This is a genomic window from Halococcus sp. IIIV-5B (assembly GCF_003602035.1).
Classification (GTDB): Archaea; Halobacteriota; Halobacteria; order Halobacteriales; family Halococcaceae; genus Halococcus; species Halococcus salsus.
Genome location: NZ_QZWE01000049.1, coordinates 1 through 11,571, shown reverse-complemented (window position 1 = coordinate 11,571; position 11,571 = coordinate 1). Strand labels below are relative to the sequence as shown.

At 68.5% G+C, this 11,571-nt stretch carries 12 protein-coding genes; 9 read left to right on the top strand and 3 right to left on the bottom strand.

The features are described from left to right. The 3 genes from D3261_RS18815 to D3261_RS18805 form a co-directional block, all read left to right on the top strand. On the top strand, nt 1-994 hold a 994-nt coding region (locus D3261_RS18815; RefSeq protein WP_120075054.1), incomplete at its 5' end, for a TAXI family TRAP transporter solute-binding subunit. A gap of 84 nt (nt 995-1,078) precedes the next feature. Next, entirely contained in the window at nt 1,079-1,588 is a 510-nt protein-coding gene (locus tag D3261_RS18810; RefSeq protein ID WP_120075052.1) for a DUF1850 domain-containing protein, read from the top strand. Beyond that, the gene (locus tag D3261_RS18805; RefSeq protein ID WP_120075050.1) at nt 1,585-4,320 is read left to right on the top strand and encodes a TRAP transporter fused permease subunit; all 2,736 of its coding nucleotides are present in this window, start codon (nt 1,585-1,587) and stop codon (nt 4,318-4,320) included. The genes D3261_RS18810 and D3261_RS18805 overlap by 4 nt, the downstream gene beginning before the upstream one ends. Nucleotides 4,321-4,325: 5 nt before the next feature. Here D3261_RS18805 and D3261_RS18800 read toward each other — a convergent pair whose 3' ends face one another. Next, complete coding sequence (locus tag D3261_RS18800) at nt 4,326-4,802, bottom strand: hypothetical protein (protein WP_120075048.1); 477 nt, start codon at nt 4,800-4,802, stop codon at nt 4,326-4,328. Nucleotides 4,803-5,092: 290 nt separating this feature from the next. Between D3261_RS18800 and D3261_RS18795 the strand changes: the two genes are divergently transcribed. After that, the gene (locus D3261_RS18795) at nt 5,093-7,003 is read left to right on the top strand and encodes a beta-CASP ribonuclease aCPSF1 (RefSeq protein WP_120075046.1); all 1,911 of its coding nucleotides are present in this window, start codon (nt 5,093-5,095) and stop codon (nt 7,001-7,003) included. Between the two features lie 10 nt (nt 7,004-7,013). Here the strand turns inward: D3261_RS18795 and D3261_RS18790 are convergent, their stop codons facing one another. Both D3261_RS18790 and D3261_RS18785 read right to left on the bottom strand, forming a co-directional pair. Continuing rightward, a complete protein-coding gene (locus D3261_RS18790) occupies nt 7,014-7,865 on the bottom strand; it encodes a 3-keto-5-aminohexanoate cleavage protein (protein WP_120075044.1) in 852 nt (283 codons plus the stop codon). Beyond that, entirely contained in the window at nt 7,862-8,041 is a 180-nt protein-coding gene (locus D3261_RS18785; RefSeq protein ID WP_199694072.1) for a hypothetical protein, read from the bottom strand. The genes D3261_RS18790 and D3261_RS18785 overlap by 4 nt, the downstream gene beginning before the upstream one ends. 104 nt (nt 8,042-8,145) lie before the next feature. Between D3261_RS18785 and cdd the strand changes: the two genes are divergently transcribed. The 5 genes from cdd (at nt 8,146) to D3261_RS18760 (ending at nt 11,465) form a co-directional block, all read left to right on the top strand. Further along, nucleotides 8,146-8,541 carry a cytidine deaminase gene (gene cdd / locus D3261_RS18780; RefSeq protein ID WP_120075040.1) on the top strand — a complete coding sequence of 132 codons (396 nt, stop codon included), beginning with the start codon at nt 8,146-8,148 and terminating at the stop codon, nt 8,539-8,541. After that, entirely contained in the window at nt 8,538-9,371 is an 834-nt protein-coding gene (locus D3261_RS18775; RefSeq protein ID WP_120075038.1) for a nucleoside phosphorylase, read from the top strand. Before cdd ends, D3261_RS18775 begins: the two co-directional genes overlap by 4 nt. A 77-nt stretch (nt 9,372-9,448) precedes the next feature. Next, nucleotides 9,449-10,102, top strand: coding sequence for a ferredoxin Fer (gene fer / locus D3261_RS18770; RefSeq protein ID WP_120075036.1), 654 nt, complete (start codon nt 9,449-9,451; stop codon nt 10,100-10,102). Nucleotides 10,103-10,213: 111 nt separating this feature from the next. Then, the gene (locus tag D3261_RS18765; RefSeq protein WP_120075034.1) at nt 10,214-10,891 is read left to right on the top strand and encodes a plastocyanin/azurin family copper-binding protein; all 678 of its coding nucleotides are present in this window, start codon (nt 10,214-10,216) and stop codon (nt 10,889-10,891) included. A 109-nt stretch (nt 10,892-11,000) separates the two neighbouring features. Further along, nucleotides 11,001-11,465, top strand: coding sequence for a PH domain-containing protein (locus D3261_RS18760; protein WP_192927996.1), 465 nt, complete (start codon nt 11,001-11,003; stop codon nt 11,463-11,465). The last annotated feature ends 106 nt before the right edge of the window (nt 11,466-11,571 follow it).

The window sequence follows — 11,571 nt, the reverse complement described above, 5'->3', positions numbered from 1 at the left end:
GAGCTCGGGCGGTGGGGGCGGCAACGCGCTCGTCTGGGACGCGGGCGGAACTGGTGGAACGTACTACCCCCTCTCGAACGAGATCAAACAGGTCGTCGAGTCGAACACCGACTTCAGCCTCCAGGTGCGCTCGACGGGCGCGTCGGTCGAGAACGTCGGCAGCCTCTCGGACGGCTCCGCCGACTTCGCGCTGATCCAGAACGACGTCGCCTTCTTCGCGAAGAACGGCACCGGCATCGACGCCTTCGAGGGCAACGCGATCGAGAACCTCCGCGGCGTCGGGACCCTCTACCCGGAGACCATCACGGTCGTCACGCCCGGCGACAGCGACATCGCGTCGCTCTCGGACCTCAGCGGCGCGACGATCAACACCGGCGACCTCGGGAGCGGGACCCAGGTCGACGCGAACGCGATCCTCGAAGCCGTCGGTGTCACCGACTTCTCCGAACAGAACACCGACTTCTCGCAGGCCGCCGAACAGATCCAGAACGGCGACATCGACGCGGCGTTCGTCGTCGGCGGGTGGCCGGTCGGCGCGATCGCCGAGCTCGCCGAGACCAGCTCGATCGGGATCGTGGCGATCGAGGGCGAGGAACGCCAGCAGGTCAAACAGGCCGCGGACTACTTCGCGGACGACCGGATCCCCGGCGGGACCTACCAGGGCGTCAGCGAACCGAAGCCCACCGTCTCCGTGCAGGCGATGATCGCGACGACCACCCAGGTCCCCGAGGAGACCGTCGAGACGGTCACCGCCGCAGTCTTCGACAACGTCTCCGACCTCACGATAAAGACCGAGTTCATCAGCGCGGGCTCGGCACAGGAGGGGATGTCGATCGAACTCCACCCGGGTGCGGCGGCCTACTTCGAATCCGGCGGCGGGTCGGGCAACGCCAGCGGGACCTCCGGAACCAGCGGGACCGAAATGGGCGGCACGACCGGCGGCACGAGCGGCACCGCCGAAACCGGGATGGGCGGCGGAACGACCAGCTCCTGAGCGGGCTGGGACGGCGGTCGCGAGTCTCTCTCCATACCTCTCACATGCACCTGACCGAGAAATGACGGCACGGGAATCGAGTCGATGACGAACCGGCGAGCCAAACGCGTGGTCGGTCTAGCGGTCGTGGCCATAGCGGCCGTCGTGGCCGTCACCGCCGTCGCCGCCGCCACGCCCGGCGGGAACGTCCTCGTCGTCGCGGACGCCGACACCGGCGAGCAGCTGCTCACCACGCCGGTCGAGGAGGGCACGCCGGTGATGCTCAACTACACCCACAGCGTGGAGAAGACCCCCGTCCACGACATCTACCGGGTCCACAACGGCTCGCTGGAGATGACACGGATGGAGTTCCAGTCCTACGGCTGGGGGTTGCCCGCACGCGAGAACGTGACCCGGGAGGGCAAGTGGTTCGTCTTCGATCCCCCGGGCACCTACGAGGAGCTCTACGTCGAACCCGGCTCCGTCGCCGGCCACCGACTCCGCGTTGGTGACGAACACTACGACCTCGTGGCGCTCTCCGATGGCGACGGCGTCCGGCTCTCGATCGAACGGCGCTCGATGCTGACGACCACCCTCGACGAGTTCAACCGATGAGTACCGATACACCACCCGACGACCCGAACGACGACCGGACCGACGAGACGACCGAGGACCCCGAGGAGCTCATCGACGAGCTCGAACGCCGGCGCTCGCTACGAGGGACCGCCGCACTGGTCGTCCTCGCCGTCGGCGTGCTCTTCTCGGCCTACCAGCTCTGGCTCGCCGCCCGCGGGTTCTTCTTCGAGGTCACACTGCCCTTCGTCGGCGAGGTCGGCCCCGGCTCGCTCCAGTCGCTCCAAGTCAACAGCATCCACGTCACCTTCGGGCTGCTCCTCACCTTCCTGCTGTTCCCGGCGAGCCAGGGCGACGGCGCGCTGTCGAAACGGCTGGCCCGGGTCGTCCCGGGGCTCGAAACCCGTCTCGGTACAGACCATCCGGCGACGCGCGGTGTGCGCGGCGTGCGTCGTGGCGTCCGATGGCTCCTGCTCGACCCCGACCGCAACCGCGTGACGCCCGTCGACGCGGTCTTGCTGGTGCTCTCGGCGCTCACGACCCTCTACATGCTGACCGAGTTCGAGGAGATCAACCTCCTCCGGTCGCTGGGGCTGGACTCCGGACAGACGATCGACGAGGTGTACCCGTTCCTCGACCTGCCGGTGCAGGCGATTTCGGCGCTCGGCATCCCACTGGACGAGGTCTCCTACGCGTTCGTGCTCGGGGCGATCGGGATCCTCCTCGTGCTCGAAGCCACCCGGCGCACCCTCGGGGTCTACCTCATGGGGATCGTCGGGTCGTTCATCGTCTACGCGCGGTACGGCTACCTGATCCCGGGCGACGCCCCCATCGTGGGCGTGCTCGGGCGGATCCAGCAGGTCGGCTGGGCCGACATCATCCAGAACCTCTGGTACAACACCGCGAACGGCGTCTTCGGTGTCCCGGTGCAGGTGAGCGTGCAGTTCATCTACATCTTCATCCTGTTCGGGGCGTTCCTCGAGATGAGCGGCGCGGGCCAGTGGTTCATCGACCTCGCCTACGCCGCGACCGGCCGGCGGAAGGGCGGCCCGGCGAAGGCGTCGATCCTCGCCTCCGGCTTCATGGGGATGATCTCCGGGTCGTCGATCGCGAACACCGTCACCACGGGGGCGTTCACGATCCCGCTGATGAAGCGCACGGGCTATCGCTCCGAGTTCGCAGGCGGCGTCGAGGCCTCGGCCTCCTCCGGCGGCCAGATCCTCCCGCCGGTGATGGGCGCGGCGGCGTTCCTGATCGTCGAGTACACGGGCACCCCGTTCGCGGACGTGATCGTCGCGGCGCTGGTTCCCGCGGTGGTGTTCTTCTTCGGGGTCTGGGTGATGGTCCACCTCGAAGCCTCCCGGATGGGGCTCGGCGGCGTCGACCCCAGCGACCTCGTCGGGCTCGGCTCGCACCTCCGGCGGGGCTGGTTCTACCTCCTGCCGCTCGGATTGCTGCTCTACTACCTCATCGGCGTCCGGCTGACGGTCGCGCGCTCGGCGTGGTACACCGTCGTCGCCATCGCCGCACTGGTCGCGCTGGTCGCGGCCTACAACGAGCGCACGCGCTGGCCCCTGCTCGGCGTCATTGGGGCCGTCGTCGGCGGCGAGTTCGTCGCCCACCTCGTGGCCGGCACGGGGATCGTCGGCGCGGTGACGGGCGCGGGCAGTGCGGGGATGGCACCCGGGGCCGCCGCCGCGGCGGTCGCGGGCGACCTCGGGTGGATCGTCATCGCCGTGAGCGTGCTGACCCTGCTCGCCCGCCCTCGGTCGGCCGCGCCGCTGCTGAACTACGACGCCCAGGTCGACGAGGCAACCGAGAACGTGGCCGATTCGGTCGGGCGGTCGTCGCTCGCCGACAACCGAGCGCTCGGCTACGGCTCGTTCCTCGTGAAGGCGATGGAGTCGGGGGCACGAACCGCCACCCCGGTGGTCATCGCGGTGGCCGCGGCGGGCGTCATCCCCGGCGTCATCAGCACCACTGGCCTCGGCCCGAACCTCACGTCGTTGATCCTCTCGGTGGCGGGCGGGTCGCTCGTCGTCCTGCTGGTGATCACCGCCATCTCGTCGATCATCCTCGGGATGGGGATGCCGACCACCGTGACCTACATCATCCTGGTCTCGCTGCTCGGAACCGCCATCGCCGAGTTCGAGGTCCCGTTACTCGCAGCGCACCTGTTCATCCTCTACTTCGGCGTGATCGCCGACATCACGCCGCCGGTCGCGGTCGCCGCCTACGCCGCCTCCGGGATCGCGAAGTCCGACCCCTTCCAGACCGGGATCGAGGCGTTCTCGCTCTCGCTCAACAAGGTCATCGTGCCGTTCGCGTTCGTCTTCGTCCCGGGGATCGCGTTGCTCCGACGGACCTCGGGCGTGCCGGCGGACGCCGACGAGGCCTACCACGTCCTCGGGCTCGCCGACGTGCTCGACGTCGGCTACTTCGTCCCGGAGGTCGCCGTCCCGATCGTCGGGGTCTTCCTCGGCGTCGTCGCGCTCGCCGCGACGGTCATCGGCTTCCTCTACACCGACGTCTCGCGTGGCGAGCGGGCCGCGTTCGCGGTCGCCGCCGTCCTGTTGATGGCCCCCGCCCTGCTGTTCAACCCCGTCCGAACCCTCCTCGGCGCGAACGCCGGGTTCGGACCGCTGACCTTCGACCTCGCGCTCCGTGCGGTCGGCGGGGTGTTGTTCGCCGCGCTGGCGCTCTCGAACCGGCGGCGAGCCGGGTCGGGGGCCACCCCCGCAGAGGAGGGCGAATCGTCCGCGACCGAGGCCTGAGACCACTACTCGACCGCGAACGGGCTCTCGCGTTCGGTCCACTCCCAACCCGGGAGCCGTGTCTGGAACCCCGCCGCGAGCGCGGCGTCGAGGTCGTCGAGTCCCGCGGGTCCCGCCGTGTGGGTCGTGACGTCGGCGTAGTGGAAGGTGGCCTCGCCGAGCAGGCGGAGCGGCTGGGTCCCCGCGACCATCCCCGCGAGCTCGCGTCCGAGGAGTTCGTCGACCACGAAGCCCGGGTAGTCGCCCTCGACGTCGAGCTCGCGGAGCACGCGAACGAGAGCCGCGACGTTCACCGCGAGGTCGCCATCGGCGAACACGTCGTCGACCGCGCGGCGGTACTCGTCCCGTGTCACGCGTCCGACCTCGGTGTCGAACGCCGCCCCGAGGTCGGTACGGACCTCGTTGACGAGGGGGACCACTCGCGGGGCGCGCTCGACGGTCCAGTCGCGTTCGGCCGCCACGGCCGCGGGTGTGAGTCGCATGGGTCGACCCACGCGACGCGCTCGGGTGGCTCTTTTGCGAAAGGTTTTATAATCCACATCCTATACCCGAGGGTACACGCGGGTTTTCGGGCCTCACAGTGCCGAAGCGCATCGAGACCCGAACCCACGGGCCCGTACGGGCCGAACAACCTCCAGAGTGTATCGTATGCTATACGCGTCGCGTTTCCGACGACCGACGACCCACCAGCGGCGTCGCCGGTGCGGGTCGCGGGTCGGACGCGTAGAGCCACGATACACCGACCATCCTCTCACATGACCCGAGTCTCAGTATGAGTACGGTAGACAAACAGCTCGACGAAATCGAGTCGACGATAACGAACCAGCTCCCCGACCGGATCTCCGTGACGGACGTGACCTACGAGGGTCCCGAGCTCGTGATCTACACACGGGACCCGAAGGAGTTCGCACGCAACGGCGACCTCGTGCGGAACCTCGCGGGCCAGCTCCGAAAGCGGATCACGGTGCGGCCCGAACCCGACTCCCTCACCCCCGAGGCCGACGCCCGCGCGGCGGTCCTCGACGTGATCCCCGACAAGGCCGACGTCTCGGAGCTCGACTTCCACGAGGACACCGGCGAGGTCGTGATCCAGGCCGCCAAACCCGGCATGGTGATCGGTCGCCACGGCTCCACCCTCCGCGAGATAACCAAGAAAGTCGGCTGGACGCCGGAGGTCGTCCGGACCCCACCGATCGAGTCCTCGACGGTCTCGAACGTCCGGAGCTTCCTCAAACAGGAGCGCGAGGAACGCCGCGACATCCTCGAACGCGTCGGGCGGCAGATCCACCGCGACCAGATGTCCGACGACGAGTGGGTCCGGATCACGACCCTCGGGTGCTGTCGGGAGGTCGGCCGGGCGAGCTTCATCCTCTCGACACCCGAGACACGGATCCTGATCGACTGTGGGGACAAACCGGGCTCGGACGACACCCCCTACCTCCAGATCCCCGAGGCGAACCCGCTGAACTCGCTCGACGCGGTGGTCCTGACCCACGCCCACCTCGACCACTCCGCGCTGATCCCGCTGTTGTTCAAGTACGGCTACGACGGCCCGATCTACACAACCGAACCGACCCGCGACCTGATGGGGCTCCTCCAGCTCGACTACCTCGACGTCGCCTCGAAGGAGGGGCGCACCCCGCCCTACGAGAGCGCGATGGTGCGCGAGGCGGTCAAACACACTATCCCTGTCGAATACGGCGACGTCACCGACATCGCGCCCGACATCAAGCTCACCCTCCACAACGCCGGCCACATCCTCGGGAGTTCGGTCGCCCACTTCCACATCGGCGACGGCTTCTACAACGTCGCGTTCTCGGGCGACATCCACTACGACGACACCCGGCTGTTCAACGGCGCGGTCAACGACTTCCCGCGGGTCGAGACCCTCGTGATGGAGTCGACCTACGGGGGCCGCAACGACTACCAGACCGACCAGGCCGACTCCGAGCAGCGGCTCATCGACGTGATCAACGAGACCCACGACAAGGGTGGGAAGATACTGATCCCGGCGTTCGCCGTGGGCCGCTCACAGGAGATCATGTTGGTGGTCGAGGAGGCGATGCGCAAGGGGAAGATCCCGGAGATGCCGATCCACCTCGACGGGATGATCTGGGAGGCCACCGCGATCCACTCGACCTACCCCGAGTACCTCCGTGACGACCTCCGGGACCGTATCTTCCACGACGACGAGAACCCGTTCCTCTCGCCCCAGTTCAACCACATCGACGCCGGCGAGGAGGAACGCGAGGAGATCGCGGCGGGCGATCCTGCGATCATTCTCTCGACCTCCGGGATGGTCACCGGCGGGCCGATCATGTCCTGGCTCTCACACCTCGGCGGCGATCCGGACACCACGATGACCTTCGTCGGCTACCAGGCCCAGGGCACGCTCGGCCGCCGGATCCAGAACGGCTGGGACGAGGTCCCGATGAACGGCGGGCGCGGGCGCGGTGGCACCCTCAGCCTCGAACTCGACGTCGAGACCGTCGACGGCTTCTCCGGCCACGCCGACAGACAGGGGCTCGAGAACTTCGTGAAGACGATGAACCCCCGTCCGGAGAAGGTGCTCTGTGTCCACGGCGACGAACGCAGCGTCCAGGACTTCTCCTCGGCACTCTATCACAACTACAACATGCGGACCTTCGCCCCGAAGAACCTCGAAACCTTCCGGTTCAAGTAGTTTCGAGAACTTACGCACCGCGAAGCCCGAGGATCTCTCGGGCCTCGGCGGGCGTTGCGACCGGTCGCCCGAGTTCGTTCGCGACCCGAACCACGCGCTCGACCAGCTGGGCGTTCGACGCGGCGAGCTCGCCACGGCGGTAGTAGACGTTGTCCTCCAGTCCGACGCGGACGTGCCCCCCGAAGAGGATCCCCATCGTCGCGAACGGAAGCTGGTGGCGACCGAATCCCAAGGTGTTGAACGTGGCACCCTCGGGGAGGTCGTCGATCGCGGTCAGGAAGTTTCGCGGCGTGGGACGAGTGAGCGTGCCCGGCCCGAAGATCAGGGTGGCGTAGACCGGGTCGGCGAGGTCACGGCGGTCGAGGAGTCCGAAGACCTCGTTGCGGTGGCCGTCGTTGAAGACCTCCAACTCGGGTTTGATGCCTCGCTCGTGCATCTCGTCGTAGAGCGAGTCCACCAGCCCGCGCGTGTTCTCGCTGGTGAGATGCGCGTACCGATTGAGTGGCCCCATGTCGAGCGAGGCCATCTCGGGTGCCGGGTCGGTCCGGAGCGGCTGGTGGCGGTCGGCGTCGGGTGCGGCGGTTCCCCCAGTCGAGTGTTGGATGATCACGTCGTCGGCGTGACGGCGAACCGCGTCGTCGATCGCCTGGAAGCGCTCGGTGTCGAACGTGCGCTCGCCGTTGGGTCGCCGGGCGTGGAGGTGGACGACCGCCGCGCCGGCTCGCTCCGCCGCGGCCGCCGCCCGCCCGATCTCCTCGGGGGTTTCGGGGAGGTTCGGGGTCGCCTCCTTGCCGTGGACGCCGCCGGTGAGCGCCGCGGTCACGATGACGGGATCGCCCGCGAGAAAGGAATCGTAGCTCATTCGGCGTGCTCGCGGTAGATCTCGCAGTGACTCTCGTGATCGAGGTCGTAGCGGTCGTTACAGATGTCGGCACGCATCGCCTCGACGAACCGCTCGGCCGCCGTACAGTACGCCCGCTCGGTGTCGAACTCGTGGTCGCCGGCCGCCGCACGGTAGCTGAGATACGGGCAGGACATGCGATGGAATCGGGTCGCGACGGGGTAACGATTTCCCCGCCCCGCGACTCCCACCGTGCCCGTCGTCCCGGTGGCTATTTCATCCCGCGCCGGCCAGAACGAGCATGGACGACGAGGACCTCCTGGCCGCCGCCCGCGAGGCGACCGCGAACGCCCACGTCCCCTACTCCGAGTATCGGGTCGGGGCGGCGCTCGAAGCGGCGGACGGCACAGTTTTTACGGGCTGCAACATCGAGAACGCCAACTACTCGAACAGTCTCCACGCCGAGGAAGTGGCACTCTCGGAGGCGGTCAAGACCGGCCACCGCGAGTTCACGGGGATCGCGGTGACCTCCTCCGAGCGCGACGGCGTGCTCCCCTGCGGGATGTGCCGACAGACCCTCTCGGAGTTCTGTGAGGACGACTTCCGGGTGGTCTGTGACGAGGCCGAGGGCGTCGTCGAGTACGAACTCGGCGACCTCCTGCCCGACGCCATCTCGGCGGACACCCTCGGGAAATGACTGGCGACAGCGAGGACCCGAACGACGAGGTCCAGTACCACCTCGCGGTGGGGCCCGACGACGTCGCGAGGACCGTGCTCGTTCCGGGCGATCCCGAGCGAGTCGAGAAGATAGTCGACCTGTGGGACGAGTTCGAGCTGGTGGCCGAACACCGCGAGTTCCGGACCGCGACGGGTGCGCATCGTGGGACACCGATCTCGACCACCTCCACGGGGATCGGCAGTCCGTCGGCGGCCATCGCGCTCGAAGAGCTGGCGCGGGTGGGCTGTGAGACGTTCATTCGGGTGGGGTCGTGCGGCGCGATCCAGCCCGGCATGGACGTGGGCGACCTCGTCATCACGACCGGAGCCGTCCGACAGGAGGGCACCAGCGACGAGTACGTTCGCGAGGACTACCCCGCGACCGCCGACGACCGGGTAGTGGCGGCGCTGGTGGCGGCCGCCGAGGAGCTCGGCTACGACTACCACGTCGGCGTCACCGCGAGCACCGACAGCTTCTATCCCGGTCAGGGCCGGCCGGGCTTCGAGGGATTCGAGGCCGCCGGGAGCGACGACCTAGTCGACGACCTCCGCGAGGCGGGCGTGTTGAACATCGAGATGGAGGCGAGCTCGATCCTGACCCTCGCGGGTCTCTACGGGCTCCGAGCGGGTGCAGTCTGTACGGTCTACGCGAACCGTGTCACCGGGGAGTTCCGGACCGAGGGCGAGTCCCGCGCGGCCGAGACCGCGAGCCTCGCGGCGACCTACCTCGAACGGATGGACGAGCGGGCGCGCGAGGCCGGGGCCGACCGCTGGCATCCGGGGCTCGGCCTCGGCGACGCCACCGAGTGAGTCGGGTGAAGAGCGGCCGTGACACGCCGTAGAGCCGGGCGGGAAACGTTTTTCCTCGTCGCAACCCAGCGATCGATGTGGCGTCCCCGTTCGAGATCCTTGGCCTCGACCCCGATGCCGACGAGCCGGCGGTCCGCCGGGCCTACCGCGAGCGCGTCTTCGAGGCCCACCCGGACCACGGCGGGTCGGCCGCCGAGTTCCGCCGGGTGAAGACCGCCTACGAACGGCTCTTGAGCGGCGAGTCGGTCGAGGCCGAGCCGGCGATCGCGGACGCCCCCGCCGACGAACCCACCGCCACGGAGCCGGAGAAGGTCCGGGTCGAGTACCTCAACTACGCGGTGCTCGACGACCACGGCTGGGGGATCGACGACCCGGACCTGTTCGAGACCGCCGCGGCGGCGGACCTCGCGGACGCCGACCACGGCGAATTCCTGGTCCACCCCCGCGAGTCGCTGCTCGAAGCCGCCGAGAACCGCGGCTACGCCTGGCCCTACGCCTGCCGGGGCGGGGCGTGTGCGAACTGTGCGGTCGCACTGCTGGAGGGCGAACTGGAGATGCCGAACGACACTGTGTTGCCTCCGGAGATGAAATCACGGGGGATCCGGCTTTCGTGTAACGGCATCCCGGTCTCCGACGAACTCAAAGTGCTCTACAACATCAAACACCTCCCCGCGCTCGAAGAGCTCCGCCTCCCGCCCCGGCCGTTCGAGCAGGCCTACGCAAGTGACTGAGCCCGGAGATGTCAACGATCGATCGGTGGGAAATTCCGCCGCCGTCGCTCGATTCGCGGGCCGAAACCGACGATCCAAAGTGTTGATGATGGTCGGGAAGCAAGCGGGCGCATGAAGCGTCGAACGTTCCTGAAAGCGACGAGTATCTCGACGGTCGCGGGGATGACGGCCCTCGCGGGTTGTTCGAGCGGGAGCAACGAGAGCGGGAACGGCAGCGGTGCCAACGGGAGCGGCGAGGGAACGAGCGGTGGCAGCACGGGGACGAGCGGCGGTGCGAGCACGACCCAGTCGGGCGGGGGCACCGCGATGACCTCCTCGGGGACCAACGGCTCGACCACGGGCGCGAACGGCACCGCGGCGACGAGCGGCGGCGGGGGCGGAACGGAGACCGTCGGGATGTACACCGACGGGAGTACGTACTACTTCGACCCGATCGGGCTGTTCGTCGAACCCGGCACCACCGTCGACTTCGTGATCGAGTCCGGGGCGCACTCCGCGACGTCCTACACGACCGACAACCCATCGGTGAGCGAGCGACGCATCCCGGAGGGCGCGGAATCGTGGGACAGCGGCACCATCAGCGGTAGTGACAGCTTCGAGTACACCTTCGAGACCGAGGGCACCTACGACTACTACTGCATCCCGCACAAGACGCTCGGGATGATCGGTCGCGTCGTCTGTGGGAGCCCCGGTGGCCCCGCCGAGGGCAGCATGCCCCCGGACGGCGACGTCCCGGAGAGTTCGGCGATCGTCGAGCAGGGTTCGATCGCCTTCAGCGACTTCAGCTGACGACGTAGCATCGGTCGAACCGGCGGCGGGTGCCGCCGCGGAACCACCGGAAGTTATCCCGTCTCCACGAGAGGATCGAAGGATGAGCGAGAGCGCCCCGTCGGGGTCGATGGAGTCGCTCGATCCGCGCGCCAGAACCGTCTGGGTCGTCTTCGAACTCGTGGTAGGGGCCGTCGTCGGGCTCGGCGGCACGTGGCTTGTCGACCGGTTCGTTTTCGCGCTCGCGTTCTGGGTCGGACCAGCGGCGGCGGTCGTACTCGCGCTTGCCGGCGCTGGGTACGCCCTGCTTCGCTACCGCATCTGGCGCTTCGAAGTCCAAGAGGACGCGATCTACCTCGAACGCGGGGTCTTCACCCGGGTCGAGTCGGTGGTGCCGTTCGTCCGGATACAGAACGTCGACACCCAGCGCGGTCCGGTCGAACGCCTCGCGGGGCTGTCGAGCGTCGTGGTCTACACGGCGGGCACGCGCGGTGCGGACGCTACCCTCCCCGGTCTCGCGCCCGAGCGGGCGACGGCGCTCCGCGAGGAGCTGCGCGAACTCGCCGTCGAGAGCGAGTACGAGGACGCGCTGTGAAACTCCACCGGCTGTCGGCCCCGCTGCGCGCGGCGTCCGGTCTCGAGATCGGGCAGGTCCTGCTGTTCGGCGGCGGCGGCGCGGTCGTCGGCAGCGAGGGCGGGAT

Excerpts from the sequence above, each read along its gene's own strand:
- D3261_RS18810 (WP_120075052.1), top strand. The coding sequence starts at position 1,079 with ATGACGAACCGGCGAGCCAAACGCGTGGTCGGTCTAGCGGTCGTGGCC.
- D3261_RS18805 (WP_120075050.1), top strand. The coding sequence starts at position 1,585 with ATGAGTACCGATACACCACCCGACGACCCGAACGACGACCGGACCGAC.
- D3261_RS18800 (WP_120075048.1), bottom strand. The coding sequence starts at position 4,802 with ATGCGACTCACACCCGCGGCCGTGGCGGCCGAACGCGACTGGACCGTC.
- D3261_RS18795 (WP_120075046.1), top strand. The coding sequence starts at position 5,093 with ATGAGTACGGTAGACAAACAGCTCGACGAAATCGAGTCGACGATAACG.
- D3261_RS18790 (WP_120075044.1), bottom strand. The coding sequence starts at position 7,865 with ATGAGCTACGATTCCTTTCTCGCGGGCGATCCCGTCATCGTGACCGCG.
- D3261_RS18785 (WP_199694072.1), bottom strand. The coding sequence starts at position 8,041 with ATGTCCTGCCCGTATCTCAGCTACCGTGCGGCGGCCGGCGACCACGAG.
- cdd (WP_120075040.1), top strand. The coding sequence starts at position 8,146 with ATGGACGACGAGGACCTCCTGGCCGCCGCCCGCGAGGCGACCGCGAAC.
- D3261_RS18775 (WP_120075038.1), top strand. The coding sequence starts at position 8,538 with ATGACTGGCGACAGCGAGGACCCGAACGACGAGGTCCAGTACCACCTC.
- D3261_RS18765 (WP_120075034.1), top strand. The coding sequence starts at position 10,214 with ATGAAGCGTCGAACGTTCCTGAAAGCGACGAGTATCTCGACGGTCGCG.
- D3261_RS18760 (WP_192927996.1), top strand. The coding sequence starts at position 11,001 with ATGGAGTCGCTCGATCCGCGCGCCAGAACCGTCTGGGTCGTCTTCGAA.